At 68.9% G+C, this 18599-nt stretch carries 9 protein-coding genes; 6 read left to right on the top strand and 3 right to left on the bottom strand.

Annotation, left to right across the window (positions count from 1 at the left end; translation table 11 throughout):
- Positions 1–27 precede the first annotated feature (27 nt).
- The 3 genes from MEBOL_RS21185 to MEBOL_RS21175 are packed head-to-tail and all read right to left on the bottom strand — an operon-like array spanning position 28 to position 6228.
- Positions 28–3117, bottom strand: a complete 3090-nt coding sequence (locus tag MEBOL_RS21185) for a hypothetical protein (protein ID WP_095979149.1) — start codon at positions 3115–3117, stop codon at positions 28–30.
- Positions 3118–3130: 13 nt separating this feature from the next.
- Positions 3131–4285, bottom strand: a complete 1155-nt coding sequence (locus MEBOL_RS21180) for a tryptophan 7-halogenase (RefSeq protein ID WP_095979148.1) — start codon at positions 4283–4285, stop codon at positions 3131–3133.
- A gap of 2 nt (positions 4286–4287) precedes the next feature.
- Positions 4288–6228 carry a LodA/GoxA family CTQ-dependent oxidase gene (locus MEBOL_RS21175; protein ID WP_095979147.1) on the bottom strand — a complete coding sequence of 647 codons (1941 nt, stop codon included), beginning with the start codon at positions 6226–6228 and terminating at the stop codon, positions 4288–4290.
- Between the two features lie 175 nt (positions 6229–6403).
- Here MEBOL_RS21175 and MEBOL_RS21170 point away from each other — a divergent pair, with 175 nt between their 5' ends.
- The 6 genes from MEBOL_RS21170 (at position 6404) to MEBOL_RS21145 (ending at position 18543) form a co-directional block, all read left to right on the top strand.
- Entirely contained in the window at positions 6404–10102 is a 3699-nt protein-coding gene (locus MEBOL_RS21170; protein ID WP_095979146.1) for a WGR and DUF4132 domain-containing protein, read from the top strand.
- 12 nt (positions 10103–10114) lie between these two features.
- Complete coding sequence (locus tag MEBOL_RS21165) at positions 10115–11245, top strand: ATP-binding protein (RefSeq protein ID WP_095979145.1); 1131 nt, start codon at positions 10115–10117, stop codon at positions 11243–11245.
- Between the two features lie 4 nt (positions 11246–11249).
- A complete protein-coding gene (locus tag MEBOL_RS21160; RefSeq protein WP_095979144.1) occupies positions 11250–13556 on the top strand; it encodes a DUF5682 family protein in 2307 nt (768 codons plus the stop codon).
- Positions 13546–14670, top strand: coding sequence for a VWA domain-containing protein (locus tag MEBOL_RS21155; RefSeq protein ID WP_095979143.1), 1125 nt, complete (start codon positions 13546–13548; stop codon positions 14668–14670). Before MEBOL_RS21160 ends, MEBOL_RS21155 begins: the two co-directional genes overlap by 11 nt.
- Positions 14667–16688 (top strand): hypothetical protein, encoded by a 2022-nt coding sequence (locus tag MEBOL_RS21150; protein WP_095979142.1) that lies wholly within the window; start codon positions 14667–14669, stop codon positions 16686–16688. Before MEBOL_RS21155 ends, MEBOL_RS21150 begins: the two co-directional genes overlap by 4 nt.
- 91 nt (positions 16689–16779) lie before the next feature.
- Positions 16780–18543: a TadA family conjugal transfer-associated ATPase gene (locus tag MEBOL_RS21145; protein ID WP_095979141.1), complete on the top strand. Its 1764-nt coding sequence runs from the start codon at positions 16780–16782 to the stop codon at positions 18541–18543.
- Positions 18544–18599 lie beyond the last annotated feature (56 nt).

Raw genomic sequence — 18599 nt, 5'->3', positions numbered from 1 at the left:
TCTTCGGTGTGGGAACTCCCGTGAGGCTCAGTGGGCCGGCTGCGTCCACTCGCTCAGGACCATCGTCCAGTTGCTCACGAAGTCGACCTGCTTGTTCTGCGAGTTGGTGTACCGCAGCCCGGTCTGTGTATTGAGGCGGCTCGTCATGTAGATCAACCGCGACATCGCGGGCCCCGGAGTCGCGGGTTTGCCATTGACCACCGGCAGGGCCTCCTTGAAGCGAGCGGACAGATAGAAGGGGGGAATGGTCTGATAGTTCACCCGGGCGCGGACCGACTTCCAGCCCACCACCTCGGACAGGGGAATTTGATAGGTGAGCTGGTCATACCCCGGCGCGTAATCCGCGTTGTAGTCCGGATCACTCGTGAGGCTCGTGTCGTTGCTCCCCTGCACGATGCTCATGGGCTGGGTGAGCAGGGCCAGTTGCTTGAGATCGAGTCCGAGCAACTGCCCTCCCTTCTGGGCGGAGGGCGCGGTCCAGTTATAGGGCAGGATGCGGTTGTCCTTCACCGGATTGAACTGCTGCAACTCCGTGGACGTCAGCTTGTTGTAGTCGTCCGTCACCCGCAGCTCGTAGATCTGCGCCTGGCTCTGTTTGGTGATGACCTGATGGTGGGGCTGGAGCTGCGTGTAGTCGCTCGTGAACTCGCTGCTCAGGTAGTTGCTGCCGTCGGACTTACAGACACCGTCGCAGATGGCCCCCCAGGCATTGGGCTGTCCGGAGGCCCAGAGGACATTCCCCACCCCATCGAGAACCTCGAGTTGGAGGAAGGCCCGCCGGAAGCCCGCACCACTGGGGAACTTGTGGCCCACATTGGTGGTGACGGTGACGTCGACCTTCAAGTCCGAACCGGACACGGCCGGAGGACTCACGCGCACCTGCGCCGCGGGGGTGTCGGGGTTGAACACGCCCCGAGAGGTGTTGACGGCCAGATCCAGGATGGACTGCTCGGCGTTCAGGAGGTTCTTGGCGACGGTGTATTGCCGTTGCGCGTCCTGCAACACCCGGACAGAGCCATCGGGCAATCGCAAGGCGAGGAACAGATCATCCACCCAGCTGCCATTCTGAAGGGTGACGGTCAGGCTCCGAGTCTTCGGAGAGAGCGCCAGGTCACCAGCCAAGGCGGTCCATTGACCTGGTGTGTTGTTCACGAGTTGGGCTCCGCCGCCCACATCCTGCGAGAGGATGAGGGCCTGGCAGGAATCGCGGGTGGGGCAGTAGGAAGCGGCGCCCCAGGTGGCCTTCACGGAGCCAGCCCCCTTGTCGATGCCGTAGCCGTACTGGGACACGTCGAAGGTCAACGACACGCTCCCGCCACTCTGTCCGTCCCCCACGGCGAAGAAGTACTGCCCATGGTTCGGCTTGATCACCGTGCCCTTGACGACCTCCGCGCTCTTCACCGCCTGGATCTGGCTGTTCTTCGCCACCCAGCCCTTGGCATTCCCGTTCTCCGCGCCAGGGTTGGAGACGAGATTCCCCGTCTGGTTCCGGATGGAATCATCCTGGAGGTACGGAGGGATGAGCGAGTCGGTCTTCAGGTAGTACTCGATGCCCAGGACGTCCGGGAATTGTTGGAACATCTCGTGGACGAAGAGGTTGATGCCCAGCAAGGTGTGGCGGTTGTACTCGCGCGGAGCGAGGCCGGTGTTGTTCCCGTAGAACTTCGTCACATCCTCATTCACCTGCGCCACGTCCGATCCCCCGCCACTGCTCGGCAGACGCTGCAAGGGCATGTGACACGTCATGCAGGTGGTGGTGGGAGCGAAGCCGCTGTTGAGCCACTCGAAGTAGGTCGTCTGCTCGTAGGCCAGTGCCACGCAGGGATCCGTGAGGAAGTCCCCCGTGAAGTTCGTCTGGGTGGTGGGACAACTCGCGGGCCTGGTATAGCCGCCTCGGGACATCGCCTGCTGGATGGTCAGCGAGCCGCTGTACTGGTCGGGCACCTTGGGCAACACCACCACGTGGCACGAGCCACAGACGGTCGAATCCTCCAGGTAATTGTGGTTCGGGTCGTTGGTGGTGGCCGTCTCCAGGCTGAGTCCCGCGGCGGCCATGGGCGCGATGTTGAGATCGGAGTCGGGCGCCACGACCGTTCCCGGCCGGGTGTTCATGGAGGACGTGAAGGGGAAGGGAGGCGGCTGCATGTCAGCATCACCCAGATCCTTGAGGCGGTTGGAGAGCCCGCTCCCATAGATGCTCTGGGTGTCGCTGCCGTAGAAGATGCTGTAGTCCGTGCCATTCCAGGGCAGGCCCCCATTCGGCGAAATGGAGTGGCAGGCGCTGCAGGAGACGCCATCCCGGCCCAGCGCGCCATACACCGCGTACTTTGGATCCGCGTACTTTGAATCCGGATCTCCCGAGGAAGAGAACGGATGGGTGTACCCGGAATCGGGCGGCGTCGAGTACAGCATGTAGTGGCTGAAGCGGAGGTTGTTCTTCTCCGCCTGGCGCTGACCCATCGGCGAGTGGCAGCGCAAACAGAGGTTGTCGACCTGCTCGGGCTGGTGGGGAGACAGGCTCCGGGTGTTCTCCACCTGCGCGAGGAAGACGGGATCGCGTCCGGCCAGGGCCTTGATGGAGGCGCTCCAATCCCCGAAGAGGGACCAGTTGGCCGCCAGGGATTTGGACTGCTCGGTGTATTTCTCCGTCACCGAGCGCTGCGACCAGAACGTCATGTCGCCGATGTCCTTGCCCGAGGCCTTCCAGTCACTGTCATGACAGGACTGACACACCAACGAGGTGTTGAAGTCACCGGACGACACGTTCAACCCGTTGTGCGCGATGTCCAGGTAGCGGTTGGGAAGCGCGACCAGCGAGTCGCGATCCAGCGGGGGGATGGTGACCTTGCTCACCCCGTTATAGAAGTCCACGAACCGCTTGACCTCGGGACTTTCATCCGTCAGGGACTGCATCAGGGAGTTGCCCCGCGGGAATACCGGATAGGGCGCGGACAAGAGCCCTTGATTGGGGTCGCTCTGGGCCTGCGTCACCGGGCCTGGTTTGACGGTGCTCTTCTCCACCGAGGTGGATGAGACCACCGCGAGCCCGAGGGCCAGCGAGACAGCGCCCGCGGCGGCGAAGGCGAACCACAGCTTTCCATGGCGTCCTGGTTGCATATGTCCTTCCTGCTCATTCGTGGAAAGGGTTCATCGCGTCCGCGCGAGGCGCGGCTCCGAATGCCTGCTCGCGATGAACCCAGAAGGGAGCCATGGGCCAGCGCCGCTCCATCCGGTAGTACGTGGCCCGGGTCTGGAGGTGCGCCTCGAACTGTCTCCGCGAGGTGTCTTCGTAGGCACGCAGGGCGCCCGGCTCCCCACGGAAGTGGCGGCGCAAGGCCTCGGCGGCGAGCAAGGCGGAGCGGAGCGCCTGGGAAATCCCCTGGGAAGAGAGGGGATCGTAGGTGCACGCCGCGTCGCCCACCGCCAGCCAGTCCTCCGCGTGCAGCCGGTCCAGCCGGGCGATGTTGGCCGGCAGCGACACCAGCGCCTCTCCGGTGAAGTCGCAGGCCTCCAGCTTCTGTCGCGTCGCGGGAGCTCGCTCGAGCAGGGCCAGCCACGGCTCCGGATGGCCTGGCTTCAAGCCCCGCAGCGACTCACCATCCCCCAGCAGCCCAGCCACCACCCGTCCTCCGGGGAGGAGCGCGGAGTACCACCATCCCGCTTCACAGGCCTCCACGAGCGTGTAGGAATTGAACGTCCGCCCGGGTTTGAGCTGGAAGAAGCCATACAGGGCGAAGGCCCGATCGAACGTGAGCCGCCTGGTGCCCTGGGCCGTCGCGAAAGCGGCCCGCCGCCCCGTCGCATCCACGACGAAACGGGCCTGGAGACAGGAGCTTCCCGCTTCTCCGCGCCGCCGCACATGGAGCCGGTAGCCGCCCTCCTTGAGGCGCTCCCATCCGGCCAGCTCCGTGGAGGTGTGGAGGTCCACGCCGCGTCCGGCGGCCTGCTCGGCCAGCAGCTGATCGAACCGCCTCCGGTCCAGGTGCCACCCGGGGCCCTTCGGCGAGAGGAGATAGTCGTTGTACCCCAGCGTCTCGCTCCCCCAACTGGAGCTGGTCCCGCCTGAACGCAGGTGTCCTTGTTGGACGAACGCCTCCCAGACACCGAGCCTTGTCAGCAGCATGCGGCTCTCCGGGGGAAGCGTCTCTCCCAGACGAGGCTCCGTGTAGGTGGAGCGCTCGACCAGCGCCACGGAACAGTCCGTGAGCCCGCGAAGCGCCAAGGCCACCGCCGCGCCCGCGGGGCCGCCGCCGAGGACGACGACATCGTGAGACGCCGTGTCCATGGTCAGCCGACCACGTCAGCCTTGGAAAGAGGGAGCCGCTGCACCTCCAGGAACGAGGACGTCCCGTCATCCTGCTGGATGATGAAACCCAGGTCCTTCCAGTTGTAGACCATGAGCACATCCTCGTTGAAATTCGCAGGCGTCGGACGGGTCCAGGAGCCCCGCTTCACCTCGCCATGCTCGTCCTTGTAGTTGACGTAGTAGGGACGCTGGGCGGGCCACCACCAGAGGACGGTGCCGTCGATCGTCTGATCGGAGCACTCGTTGAAGTCCGCCTGCCAGGGCAGCGCCATGTACTTGGTGGCATCCCCGGGCTCGAGTCCATTGCCCGCGGTCGGCTCGGTGTCCCACTGGAGGCCCTTGCCACTGACCGGCATCGGCAGGAACCGGAACGGCTCGCTGTAGATTTTGATATTCCTGGAGAGCCACGTCATTTCGATTCCCGGGCAGAACGCCCCTCCGACACAGTTCTCCAGGACCGCGCGATCCAACTGCTCGCCAGGCCCCGAGGAGTCCACCCGCGTCGAGGTATCGTATTGATTATGACTGAACTGGCCCAGGAGGAAGAACTGGGTCCGAGTCAAGGTCAGACACTTGCTCGGGAGGTACGTACTGATGGGGTTGTCACCCGCCAGCATCGGCATCAACGTGGAGCGCCCGGAGTTCTCGGCTCCAGGAGGACGCATGTAGTCCAAGAACGCGGAAGGGCGCCCACTGGACTGGTCCAACCCGCCGTGTTGCTGGACCCCCTGCCGGTCGATATTGGCGACCCACTGGTAGGCCGAAGGACGGCTGATGATGGGTTGGATCTCGGCCTGCCTGTTGGGCTTGTAGTCGGGGTTCCACCCACCCGAGTATTTGGACGGATCGTAGAGGTCCGTGTTGTACTTCCCTTCGCGTACGAACAAGTCATACATCGTGTCGTACAGCGTGATCGTGTTGAGGATCTGCGGAGCGTAGGCCGGTGGAGCGACCAGCACCCACGCGGGCGTCACCTCCACGGGCGTGTCGCTGCCCTCCAGGTAGACCAGCGCCGTGACGGGACCGTCGGAGGTGTCATCCCACCAGAAGTTGTTGTTGGCGTAGGTGTCGATGCGCGGCTGGGCGGCGTACTGATCGATGGCCGGGCTGTATTCCTTGAGGTCATTGGGGCTGAGGACCCCCCCGATGGCCGTGTTGAAGTCATCAACGCTCTTGTAGCCCTCGTTCAGGAGGGGCTTGAGCTGGTCGGCGACGGACTGGGGAATCTTCCGGTCCTTCACCAGGCTGGAGAGCACCTTGTCGGTGAGCTCATACGCCGCGGAGCACCCGGAGTGGCCCAGGCCTCCCCGGACGTCGAGATGGCCACTGCCGTCCGCGGAGATCTGTCCCAGGGAGGTGATGTCATTGCCCTCGGGGAGCAGTCCCGCGGGAGGGAAGTTCTCCGGGTAGCCCTGGGGGGCCTGGCCCTTGGCGAAGTCCCCCTGCTGGGGAGTGGCGTTGATGCCCCGGCAGGAGACGACCCGGGGGCCGGAATCGATGATGTACTTGTTGCGATCCTGTCCCGTGGTCCTGGGGTTTCGCAGCGCCTGGGGGATGGGTTTGCCCTGCGCGTCCGTGCCTTCCGTGTGGTTGCCGTCCGAACCCGCCAGCTGCCGGAACTCGTACCAGGAGGCCTTCTTGTTGGCCAGGTGCACGGTCCACTGGATGTCCCGGATGTTGGCCTGCCCCGGCCCGACGGGCCGCCCATTCGGGCTCACGGAGTCATAGGCATAGATCTGGAAGCGGGCCGCCTGCCTCCGGATGCCCCCGCCCTCATCCCGGAACTGGGTGACAGGCGTCTCGCCATCCTTCTCCAGTGGCAGTCCCCCCGCGGTCACGGGAGCCAGATAATAGTCCTGGCTGTTTCCGACGCGTGCAATGCCAATCGCAGGATGGATCTTGAAGGTCGTGCCCGTGCTCATGCGGTCTCCGCTGGAGTCACACTGCCCGTCCTCATGAATATAAGAAAGACGACACCGCGTCAGCAATTAATTGTCTTTGTCAACGTGACTCAATCTGACATGTCATTGATTGCGTTGACACGTCAGCGGCATCCCCCCATCCCGAGAGCGCTCCGGGTGAGGTAGAACGGAGCACATGCGTCGCTTCGAACTCATCGATGGCTCCTCCCAGAAGTTCTGGGAGATCGAACTCCAGGGCTCGGACTTCACGGTGCGCTGGGGGCGCATCGGCACGGACGGCCAGTCCCAGCAGAAGTCCTTCCCCTCCGCGGCCAAGGCCCAGACCGAGCACGACAAGCTCGTCACCGAGAAGCAGAAGAAGGGCTACGCGGAGACCTCGGGCGGCAGCACCACGAAGGCCAAGGCGAAGGCGAAAGTCGCAACTCCCGAACCCGCCCCCGAACCCGCTCCCGTTCGGGAAGTCCCGCCCGCCCCCGCCCCCGCCGCTCCGGACACCTCCGGGCCCATCTTCTGGACCGAGAACCTGCTGGGCCGGGTCCAGCCCCGGCGAGGCGGCGTCACCGTGCCCGTCCGGGCGCTCCTCGAGCCGAAGAAGGCCTGGGCCCTGGTGCGCGAGGACTTCAAGAAGCGGGGTCCGGCTCAGGCCCATCCGGACAAGCACCGCAAGAACCTCACGGCGCACACCAAGGCCCTCGTGGCGCGAGTCCAGGAGGCCGCCCCCCGCGTCGGCTCGCCCGAGGAAGACGCCGTGCTGCTCGCCTACCTGCAACACAAGAGGCGGTGGGACGACAAGCCCCGGGTGGATTCCGCCATCGACCTGCTCTTCGCGCTGGGCGGGCCCGTCCACGCGACCCGCGCCCTGCTCCTGTCCCTGGACCTCCACGTGGAGACGGACGCCAACGATCGGGTGATGGCGCGCAAGGGCCGCAACCCCAAGGAAGATGACTCGTCCGACTACGACAGCGTCAAGGAAAGCCTCCAGGGAGGATTGTCCCGGCTGCGCGCCCTGCTCACCACCCAGGCCGGGGACTCGGACCACCAGGCCGCCCGTACCGCCGCCGCCGCCCTCCTTCGCGAGGGCGACAAGCACCAGCGCTCGGCCGCGGCCTTCCTCTTCCCCTCCGAGGCCACCTGGGTCCGCGACTCGGCCCGGACCTTCATCCAGAAGGGGCGTGACGGGCGGGATCCCCTCATCCTTCACTCCCTCTCGGACCTCCGCACGCTCGACCTCGTCACACCCCACGTGGATCCGTGGCTCCTGCTGGACGTCGAGAAGGAAACCTTCAGCTCGCTGCTCGACGGCGTGGGGCCGGAGATCGTCGGCTTCCTGCGCGCCCTGCTCGTGGGCCAGGAGGATCTTCGCTCCGAGCAGATGCGCACCTGGGCCGAGGTCGTCGCGAGCATCAACTCCGACGAGGCGATGACGCTGCTGCTCGAACGCCCGGAGAGCGAGATCGCGCCCTCGCTGATCGACGCGGCCCTGCGCTGGCCCCACCGCGCCGCGCGCCTGGTGCCCCAATGGGCGCTGCCGACGGGCAAGGAGGGAGCCTCGCCCCGCAGCATCCTCTCGCTGCTCCTGGCCCGGCACCCCGATGCCGTCCAGGCCGCGCTCGCCGGACTGTCCGACAAGGAGCGCGACCTGGTGGCCCGGCTCCAGGCCCAGGCCAGCCCCAACGTCCCCGACGCCCCCTCCGAGCGCCTGCCGCCCGTGCTCGCCACGCCTCCCTGGCTGTCGAGCCAGAGGCCCGAGGCGCCTCCCGAGCTGAACGACGTCATGGCCCCCGCCTTCCCCGACGCCCTGGTGTGGCACGAGGGAGAACGGGAGGCCTGGCTGCGGCGCAAGGGTTGGGGCTCGGAAGAGTACGAGACCTACACCGAGGCGAAGTGGCACGCCCTGGAGAAGAAGCTCGCCAAGGGCATGGCGGCCAGCGACAGGACGTATCTCCTCGATGGGGAGTTCTTCGGCCATGCGCCCCAGGCGCTCGCCTTGAAGTACCTGGACCAGTTCCAGCCCGATGACTGGAACGCCCGATGGATGCCCCGCATCATCGCCCAGCTGGGCCTCGACACACTCGCCGTCGTGGAACGCTGCGTCGACGCGCGAGGGGGCGAGACCCACGAATTGTGCCTTCCCTTCGCCGTTACCCGGCTCGCGCCGCGCATGGCCGAGGCCCTGGGCACCAAGAAGGGCCGGAGCGCCGCTCGGGACTGGCTCCTGCGCCACCCCGCGCACGCCACCTCGGGGCTGCTGGCGCCCGCGCTCGGCAAGCCCGGCAAGGTCCGGGACGCCGCATGCGCCGCGCTGCGCCTGCTCGCCGCCCAGGGCCAGGAGGCCACGGTATTGAAGGTGGCGGGGGATGCCTCGCCCCAGGTGCGCGAGGCCGTGAAGCGGGTGCTCGCCTTCGATCCCCTCTACCTGCTGCCCGCGAAGCTCCCCAAGATCCCCACCGCGCTCGGTATCGAGGCCCTTCCCCCACCCCTGCTCGCCGACCGCTCCGCGAAGCTGCCCCCGGCCGCCGTCGAGGCCCTGGCCACCCTGCTCGCCGTCTCCTCCCTGGAGGAGCCCTATATCGGCCTGGAGCAGGTGAAGGCCGCCTGCGACCGTCCCAGCCTCGCCCGCTTCGCCTGGGCCCTCTTCGAGACGTGGCTCGCCCAGGGTGCCTCTAATAAGGAGGGGTGGGTGCTCCAGGCGCTCGGCCTGCTCGGAGATGACGAGACGGCGCGCAAGCTCGCCCCGCTCATCCGCCAGTGGCCCGGCGAAGCCGCCCACACCCGCGCTGTCGTGGGCCTGGACGTGCTCGCCACCATCGGCACCGACGTCACGCTCATCTACCTCAACGGCATCGCCGAGAAGGTCAAGTTCAAGGGCCTCCAGCAGAAGGCCCAGGAGAAGATCGAGCAGATCGCCGAGGCGCGCGGCCTCACCCGCGAGGAGCTGGCCGACCGGCTCGTGCCCGACCTTGGACTGGATGACCGTGGCTCGCTCACGCTGGACTTCGGTCCGCGCACCTTCACCGTGGGCTTCGATGAGCAGCTGAAGCCCTTCGTCCGGGATTCGGATGGCGCGGCGCTCAAGGACCTGCCCAAGCCCATCAAGAAGGACGACGCGGACAAGGCGGAGGCGGCCGCCGAGCAGTGGAAGGCCCTCAAGAAGGACGCCAAGGTGGCCGCGGGCACCCAGATCCTCCGTCTGGAGCTGGCCATGTGCGCCCGCCGCCGCTGGAGCCCGGAGGTCTTCCGCCAATTCTTCGTGGAGCATCCCCTGCTCATCCACGTCGTGCGCCGGCTCGTCTGGGGCGTCTACTCCCCCGAGGGCGCCTTGAAGGACACCTTCCGCGTCGCCGAGGACCGCTCCTTCTCGGACGTGAACGACGACACGTGGATGCTGCCCGAGGGCGCCCTCGTGGGTCTGCCCCATGCCCTGGAGCTGGACGCGAAGACCTCGGGGGCCTGGGGCCAGCTCCTCGCCGACTACCAGCTCATCCAACCCTTCCCCCAGCTCGGCCGTCCCACCTACGCCCTTCAAGACACGGAGCACGGGGCCACGAAGCTCGGGCGCGTGGTGGGACTCAAGGTGCCCACGGGCAAGGTGCTCAACCTGGAAAAGCGCGGCTGGCGGCGCGGCGCTCCCCAGGACGCGGGCGTGGTGTGTTGGATGGAGAAGCCCCTGGGCCCTGGCCTGATGGCCGAACTCGAGCTCGAGGAGGGCATCTACACGGGCATGATCGAGGAGTCCCCCGAGCAGGTCCTCGGCACGCTCGTGGTCCGGACCGGGGGGCACTGGGCCCGGGAAGAGCCCCGGTCCCTGGGTGAGCTGGACCCCATCCTCTTCTCCGAGCTGGTGAGGGACCTGGAGAGCCTGCGTCCGGCGTAAGCTGTCGCCCTCATGGCGACGACCCGGAAGAAGACCACGGCGGCGACAACGGCAACGGCGGCGGTGGAGGTCCAACGGCCTCCCGCGGAAGTGCTCCACGCGGAGGAGCTGGCGCGGCTCCGGGAAGCGGATGACGCGCCCCGGCCTCCGGGCTGGAGCCTGTCGCTGCACGCGGTGCGCCGCTTCATCCTCGGGGACGACGCGCTCGGCGTGCGGCGCAAGTTCGTGGGCAACCCAAGCCTCGTGGACCGGGCCATGGTGACGCTGGCGACCAGCCGCGGGCTCATGCTCGTGGGCGAGCCCGGCACCGCCAAGAGCCTCCTGTCCGAGCTGCTCGCGGCGGCCATCTCGGGCACCTCCACGCTGACCATCCAGGGCGGCGCGTCCGTCACGGAGGATCAGATCAAATACTCGTGGAACTACGCGCTGCTCGTCTCCGAGGGGCCCACGCCCCGCGCGCTCGTGCCCGCCCCGCTCTACACGGGCATGAAGGAGGGCAAGGTGGTGCGCTTCGAGGAGATCACCCGCTGCCCGCTGGAAGTGCAGGACTCGCTCCTGTCCATGCTGTCGGACCGGGTGCTCGCGGTGCCGGAGCTCAAGGACGAGGAGGGCATGGTGTTCGCGCGGGATGGCTTCAACATCATCGCCACGGCGAACACGCGGGACCGGGGCGTCAACGAGATGAGCGCGGCGCTCAAGCGGCGCTTCAACTTCGAGACGGTGTTCCCCATCGGCGACTTCGCCACCGAGCTGCGGCTGGTGCGCGATGAGACGGCGCGGCTGCTCAAGCGCTCGGGGGTGCCGGTGGCACCGCCGGAGGATCTGCTCGAGGTGCTCGTCACCACCTTCCGCGAGCTGCGCGCCGGAGAGACGGGCGAGGGCCAGGCGATGGAGCGGATGAGCTCGGTGCTCTCCACGGCGGAGGCGGTGTCGGTGGCGCACGCGGTGGGCGTGCGGGGCTACTACCTGCGCGGGGATGGAGGCTCGGCGGCGGACCTGGTGGAGTGTCTGGCCGGAACGGCGGCGAAGGACAACCCCGAGGATCTCAAGCGGCTGCGCGTCTACCTGGAGCAGCGGGTGTCGCGCCGCGCGGGCTCTCACTGGCGCGCCCTGTTCGAGGCCCGTCACCTCCTGCCCGGGTGAGCGCGTGAGCGCGTCTCTTCACGTCGTCGGTGTGCGGCACCACAGTCCCGCGTGTGCCCGGCTCGTGGCGCATACGCTGCGCACCGTGCGGCCGCGCCATGTGCTCATCGAGGGCCCGGCGGACATGAACTCGCGGCTGGGGGAATTGCTCCTGGCGCACGAGCTGCCCCTGGCCCTCTTCAGCAGCTACCGGGACAAGGAGCGCACCCACGCCTCGTGGACGCCCTTCTGCGCGTACTCCCCGGAGTGGGTGGCGCTGACGGAGGGCCACGCGGCCGGAGCCCAGGTGCGCTTCATGGACCTGCCCGCGTGGCACTCGGCCTTCGAGGGCGTGCGCAACCGCTATTCGGACGGCGAGCGGCGCAGGGCGCGAGCCATTGAAGCGCTCTGCCGCAAGCTGGGCCTGGAGGGCATGGACGCCCTGTGGGATCACCTCTTCGAGCAGCCCCTCGAACTGGACGTGCTGGCCGAGCGGCTGCGCATCTACTTCGAGACCCTGCGCGCCGAGGAGCCCGCGTCCGACCGGGACGAGCAGCGCGAGGCCTTCATGCTCGCCCACGTGGAGGCGGCGCTGGCCCAGGGAGACGGCCCGGTGATGGTCGTGTGCGGCGGCTTCCACGCCCCGGTGCTCGCGAGGGCCCGGACGATGCCCGGCGCCCTCTTCCCCTCGGCGCCAGCGGACGCCTCGGCCAGGAGCTACCTGGTGCCCTACAGCTTCCGGCGGTTGGACTCGTTCGCCGGATACGAGTCCGGAATGCCCTCGCCCGCCTTCTACCAGGCCGTCTGGGACGAGGGCGCCGACAAGGCCCCCGAGCGGATGTTGCGCGTGGCCGTGGAGCGGCTTCGCGGACGGGGCCAGCACGTGTCCTCGGCGGACCTCATCGCCGCGTCCCTCATGGCCGAGGGGCTTGGACGGCTGCGCGGACACACGGCGCTCGCGCGCACGGATCTGCTGGACGGGCTGGCGTCGGCCCTGGTGAAGGACGCGCTGGACGTGGAGCTGCCGTGGACGGGCCGGGGCGTGCCCTCTCCGGACACGGATCCGCTCCTGGGCGAGGTGCTGCGCGCCTTCTCGGGCGAGCGCACGGGCCGGTTGCACCCGGACACGCCCCGCCCGCCCCTGCTGTCCGACGTGGAGCACTGGCTGGCCGCCCATGGGCTCGGCCCGGACAAGCGGGCACGCACGGTGCGCCTGGAGTTGCGCGAGCCCAAGGACCTGGAGAAGAGCCGCGTGCTCCACCGTCTGCGGGTCCTGCGCATTCCGGGCTTCACCCGGGACGCGGGCCCCAGCTTCCCGGCCGAGCCCGTGCTCCAGGAGTCCTGGACGGTGGCGCCCTCGGAGGACTTCATCTCCTGGGTCATCGAGGCCTCGGGCTGGGGGCCCACGCTGGAGGAGGCCGCGAGCGGACGGCTGGAAGAGGCCCTGATGGACGCGGGGCCGGATCTGGAGAAGCTGGCGTTGCTGCTCGCGGAGAGCTTCTTCATCGGCGCGAAGGGACTGGCCCGGCGCGTCCTGGAGGAAGTGGCCGCGAGGGCCCGGCATGAGCCGGACTTCACGCGCCTGGGCGTGGCGGTGGAGCGGCTGCTGTCCGTCTGGCGCCATGACGTGCTGCTCGGGGCCCAGGGCTCCACCGAGGTGGGCAGTCTCATCGGCGCGGCGGTCGAGCGGGGACTCTGGCTGATCGAACAGCTCGACGGGCCCCATCAGCCCGCGGACAAGGAGCAGCTGCGCGCCATCGTGGCGCTGCGCGACGCCCTGCGCTTCGCCGCGCCGGTGCTGACGCTCGACGTGGCCCAGGCCCGCGCCGTGTTCGAGCGCCGGCTGGCCTCGCTCCAGGCCCCTCCTGCCGTGCGAGGGGCGTCGCTCGGCGTGCTCTGGTCACTGTCGCACTTCGCGGACGAGGCGAGCGCCGAGGACGTGGCCCTGCGCGCCACCCGCTCCGCCTCGCGCCCGGCCACGCTGGGAGACTTCCTGGCCGGGCTGTTCCGGCTCGCCCGCGAGCAGGTGGTGCGCGCGCCCGCCATCACCGCGATGCTGGACGAGCTCTTGCGCGAGCTGACCGAGGAGGACTTCCTCATCGCGCTGCCCGCGCTGCGCCTGGCCTTCGGCTTCTTCCCGCCCCGGGAGAAGGAGGAGATCGCCCAGGCCCTGCTGCCGCTGCATGGCCGGGAGTCCTCGGCCGCGAAGGAGCTGCTGAGCCTGGACGTGGAGCCCGCCGTGGTGCTCGCGGGCGCGGCGCTGGACGATGACGTGGAACAGGTCCTCAGACGCTTCGGACTGACGGGAAAGGAGCCGGGCAATGCCCCTTGAACCCCTGGCGCGCTGGCGCCTCGTGCTCGGAGAAGCGGCGGAGGGAGCCCTCGGTGGATGCCTGGACGGACAGGGCCAGGCCATGGACTCGGCGCTCTCGTGGCTCTATGGCCGCGAGGAGGAACTCGCCGGACGCGACGTGCGCGAGCGCAAGGGGGGCCTGGGCGGCTCGCAGCTCACCGTGCCGGAGTGGATCAACGACATCCACACCCTCTTTCCCAAGGAGACCATCGAACGGCTCGAGCAGGACGCCGTCGAGCGCTACAAGATCGACGAGGTGGTGACGCGCGCGGACGTGCTCGAGCGCGTGGAGCCAAACGAGACGCTGCTGCGCGCGGTGCTGCGCACCAAGCACCTGATGAATCCCGAGGTGCTGGCGGTGGCGCGCCGCATCGTGGCCAAGGTGGTGCGCGACCTGATGGAGAAGTTGCAGCAGGAGGTGCGGCGCACGTTCTCGGGGACGCTCGACCGGCGCCGCCGCTCGCCCCTGAAGGTCGCGCGCAACTTCGACTTCCGGCGCACGCTGCGCGAGAACCTGCGCCGCTACTCGCCCGAGCACAAGCGCGTCGCCATCGAGCGCGCCGCGTTCTTCTCACGCACCAAGCGCCACACCGAGCGCTGGCAGGTCATCCTCCTGGTGGACCAGTCCGGCAGCATGACGTCCTCGGTCATCCACTCGGCCGTCACCGCGGCCTGTCTGTGGGGGCTGCCGGGCATCCAGACGCACCTGGTGGCCTTCGACACGTCGGTGGTGGACCTGACGCGGGACGTGACGGATCCGGTGGAACTGCTCATGAAGGTCCAGCTCGGCGGAGGCACGGACATCCAGCTCGCGGTGGGCTACGGCGCGGGCCTCATCGAGATGCCCCGGCGCGCCATCGTCGTCCTCATCACCGACTTCTACGAGGGCGGCCACCCGGACATGCTCGTGCGCCGGGTGAAGGACCTGTGCGCCCAGGGCACGAAGGTATTGGGGCTCGCGGCGCTGGAGCCGGACGCGACGCCCAACTACGACCGGGACATGGCCCGGAGGCTGGTGGACGTGGGCGCCCACGTGGCGGCGATGACCCCCGGAGAGCTGGCCACGTGGATCGCCGAGAAGGTGCGCGCATGAGCCGTCCGGATCTGCTCGCGCTCACACCGCAGTCCCTCGCGGCCCTGGCGAACCTGGGACTGGTCAAACGTGCTCAGAAGGACCTGGAGCAGGGCAAGGGGCCGCGCCTGGAGGAACTGCCGGACGGCACGGTGGTGGGCACCTTCGAGGACGGGAGCACGGCGCGGCTCGTGCCTGGAAAGGCACTCAAGGACAGCCCGTGCACGTGCAACGCCACGTCGGTGTGCCGCCACCGCGTGGCCACTGCACTGGCCTATCCCGCGTTCAGCGCGGCGGCGGCGCCCTCCTCCGAGACACCTCCACCTCCGTCCCCGCCCTGGTCTCCCGGCCAGGTGGAGGACGCGGCGTTGGAACAACTGCTCTCCCAACGGGTGATGGAGCGGGCGCGGGTCTATCGGAAGCGGGGCTTTCTCGCGCAGGTGCGGCGGGGCACCTTCGAGGGCGAGGACGTGCCCCGGGTGTCCCTCGCCACGTGCACGGTGCGCTTCCTGGTGCCCCGGGACTTGAACTACGCGCGGTGCGACTGCGCGGCGGGCTTGCGCTGTGAGCACCTGCCCCTGGCGGTCTGGGCGTTCCGCGCCGCCGACGCGAAGGACCCCACGCGCCCCGAGGTCTCCGTCGAGGTGGCCCGCGAACAGGTGGGAGAGACCCCGGGCGGCGCGGCGATGGACACGGCGGGGGAGTTGATGCGCTTCCTCCTCTTGGAAGGAGCGCAGCACGCGAGCACGGGCCTCGCTGGGCGTTTCGCCGTGGCACGCGCGGGCTTGGAAGAGGCGCGCATGGCGTGGCCGCTCACGGCGCTCGACGATGTCGAGGAACTCCTCGGCGCCTATGTGAGCCGGAGCGCCCGCTACGTGCCCACGCGACTCGCGTCGGTGGTGACGGAATTGTTCGCGCGCATGCGGGCCGCCCGAATCCAGGCCACGGTGCCGCCTCGCGCGGTGCTGGGCATGGACGAAGCCCCGGAGACGAAGCTCGACTACGTCCGGCTGGTGTCGCTGGGGGCGCGGCTGTTCGCTGACGGACGCGAGCGCCGTGTGGAGGTGATCCTCGCGGACCCGGCCGCCGTGGGCCTGCTCGTGGTGCGCCGCGCCTTCACCTGGCCCGAGGACCAGACCCCCGAGGACGGCCACCGGCTGGGCAGCAGACAGGCCGTGTCCGGCGCCTCGATCGACGTGCTCGCGCGAGGCCAAGTGGTGACCTCGGGCGCCCGGCGCCTGACGAACCGACTGGTGATGTTCTCCACCCAGGGGCTACAACGCACCTCGGTGACGCCGCAGTCCGGGGACTGGAGCAGGCTGCCCTCGCCCCTGCTGGTGAAGGACGTGCGCGCCCTGGAGGCCGAATGGCGCGACCGGCCTCCGCGCTTCCTGAGACCGCACCAGCTCGCGGAGAACGTGCACGCCTTCGAGCTGTCGCGGGTGGTGGACGTGACGTATTCGCCCGGCGCCCAGGAAGTGCACGCGGACGTGGAGGACGCGGGGGGCACGGCCTTCCGCGTGGAGCTGGCCCACCGGCAGGTGGCCCCGGGGGCGCTGGACGCGCTCGCCGAGGCCCTGTCGGGAAAACGGGGCCGTCCGCGCTACGTCTCGGGCGAGGTGCGCCGGACGGCTCGGGGACTCGTCGTGGAGCCCATGGCCGTGGTGTGCGAGGACGCGGGCGTCATCGTGCTCGACCTGCAACCCGCCACGGACGCGGGAGCGCTGCGCACCCCGGGCGTGTCCCCTCCGCTGCCCCCCTTGCAGGCGGCGCTGGCGGAGGTGGAGGGGTGCCTCGCGGACGCGGTCCACCAGGGTTTGCGCCACGTGGTGCCCGCGTGGACGGCGCGGCTGCACGCCGGGGCGCTCCGGGTGCGAGGGCTCGGCATGAAGCGCCTGGCGGACGACCTGGAGGCACTCGGGACGAAGCTCGGCGCGGCGCGCGCCTCGGGAGGTGCCTCGGACGAAGCGGCGCTCACGACGGCCTGGGCCGACGCCGCCGTGCGCACCACGGTGGCCCAGGAGCAGCTCGGCGGGTAGGAGAGCGGGGCTGCTCCGCCTCCCCGGCATGCGGCCAGACAGGGCCTTTGTTTGGGCCTGGACCCGGACTCGGGCTAGCCTCTGGCGCGCCATGTCGATGTACAACGAGTCGCTCCGCGCCTTCCTCAAGCCCGTCATCGCCTATCTCGACGACCCCACGGTCAGCGAGATCATGATCAACGGGCCCACTGACGTCTGGATCGAACGCAAGGGCAAGGTCTCCAAGACCGACGCCGCGTTCACGGAGGAAGGGCTCCTGGGCGCCGCGCGCAACATGGCGCAGTTCGTGGGCCGCCTCCTCAACGACGAGCGCCCGCGCCTGGACGCGCGTCTGCCCGACGGCAGCCGTATCCACGTGGTGATTCCGCCCATCGCGCGCAAGGGCACCACCATCTCGATCCGCAAGTTCTTCAAGGACAAGCTGACGATCGACTCGCTCATCAAGTTCAAGTCCATGACGCCGCAGATGGCGCGGCTCATCGACGCGGGCATCCACACCAAGCTGAACATGCTGGTGTCGGGCGGTACGGGCTCGGGCAAGACGACGCTGCTCAACATCGTCTCCTCGCTGATTCCGGACGAGGAGCGCATCCTCACCATCGAGGACTCGGCGGAGTTGCAGCTCAACCAGTCGCACCTGGTGCCCTTCGAGAGCCGGCCGCCGGACAAGTTCGGCAAGGGCGGCGTGGACATGGGAGACCTGCTCAACTCGGCGCTGCGTCTGCGCCCGGACCGCATCGTGGTGGGCGAGGTGCGTGGCGGCGAGGCCTTCTACCTGGTGCAGGCGATGAACACGGGCCACGGCGGCTCGCTGGCCACGACGCACGCGAACACGCCCACGGACACGCTGCGCCGCATCGAATCGCTCTGCCTCATGTCGGGCATCGACCTGCCCATGGTGGCCATCCGCGCCCAGGTGGCCAGCGCCATCAACTTCATCGTCTGCTGCGAGCGTCTGCACGACGGCAGCCGCAAGACGATCGCCCTGTCGGAGGTGCTGCCGCTCAGCGAGAAGGGCGAGTACCGCACCCAGGACATCTTCGTCTTCACGCCCGTCACCAAGGACGAGGACGGCCACATCCTCGGCTACCACGCGCCCACGGGCATCATCCCCACCTTCATCGACAAGGCGCGCGCCTACGGCTTCGCCGACCTGGACGACTCCTTCTTCGACCCGGCCACCTATGGCGTGCCCCCTCCGCCCAGCTTCCGCCTGGGCGAGTCGTACAACGTGCGCTGGGTACCCTCGCTCAAGCACCGCGAGCGCGGGGAGCCGGATCCCTCGAGCTTCAAGAAGGACTGGCTGGCCTTCGAGCAGCGGCTCAAGGACGAGGCCCACGACACGGGCGCCAAGGCGGACAAGCCCGCGGCCGCGCCCGCCGTGCAGGTGCAGGTGCCCGCCGCCATCACGCCGCCCCCCGCGCCCACGCCCACACCCGCGCCCAGGGCCGCTCTGAGGCCCAATCTCCCCGCGCAGCAGCGGCCTCCACCCCCAGTGGAGATGGATGACGCCCTGGGTGATGACGACAAGACGCCGCCCCCCACGCGCAACCCCTTCGACCCGCCCGAGAGCGATTCCAAGGTGCACGTCGCCGCGGAGTTGCTGGAGGACGAGTTGGTGTCCACGGGCCGCAACGTCGTCTCGCCTCCGCCCCGGCCCGTGCGTCCCTCGGCCGCGCCCCCGCGCCCTGGCGCCGTCGCCACCGCCCGTCCCGGGATGCCCGTGCGCCGCCCCGCTCCCCCCATGCGTCCGCCTCCTCCCGTACCGGACGATGAGCTGGACGGGGATGACGCGACGCACGACAACTCGGAGAAGACGGCCATCCGACCCGTCCCCGACAAGCCCCGCCGCTGAGCCCCTCCGGGTCCGGCGGCCTGTCGGACACTGTTGACACGGATGGTCGTGTCCTT

It is taken from the genome of Melittangium boletus DSM 14713, assembly GCF_002305855.1.
GTDB lineage: Bacteria > Myxococcota > Myxococcia > Myxococcales > Myxococcaceae > Cystobacter > Cystobacter boletus.
Note: the sequence above shows the minus strand (reverse complement) of the source record. Positions and strands in the feature narration are given on the sequence as shown.

What these genes read in the sequence shown, in the direction of transcription:
- MEBOL_RS21185 (WP_095979149.1), bottom strand. Translation starts at nt 3,117, where the DNA reads ATGCAACCAGGACGCCATGGAAAGCTGTGGTTCGCCTTCGCCGCCGCG.
- MEBOL_RS21180 (WP_095979148.1), bottom strand. Translation starts at nt 4,285, where the DNA reads ATGGACACGGCGTCTCACGATGTCGTCGTCCTCGGCGGCGGCCCCGCG.
- MEBOL_RS21175 (WP_095979147.1), bottom strand. Translation starts at nt 6,228, where the DNA reads ATGAGCACGGGCACGACCTTCAAGATCCATCCTGCGATTGGCATTGCA.
- MEBOL_RS21170 (WP_095979146.1), top strand. Translation starts at nt 6,404, where the DNA reads ATGCGTCGCTTCGAACTCATCGATGGCTCCTCCCAGAAGTTCTGGGAG.
- MEBOL_RS21165 (WP_095979145.1), top strand. Translation starts at nt 10,115, where the DNA reads ATGGCGACGACCCGGAAGAAGACCACGGCGGCGACAACGGCAACGGCG.
- MEBOL_RS21155 (WP_095979143.1), top strand. Translation starts at nt 13,546, where the DNA reads ATGCCCCTTGAACCCCTGGCGCGCTGGCGCCTCGTGCTCGGAGAAGCG.
- MEBOL_RS21150 (WP_095979142.1), top strand. Translation starts at nt 14,667, where the DNA reads ATGAGCCGTCCGGATCTGCTCGCGCTCACACCGCAGTCCCTCGCGGCC.
- MEBOL_RS21145 (WP_095979141.1), top strand. Translation starts at nt 16,780, where the DNA reads ATGTCGATGTACAACGAGTCGCTCCGCGCCTTCCTCAAGCCCGTCATC.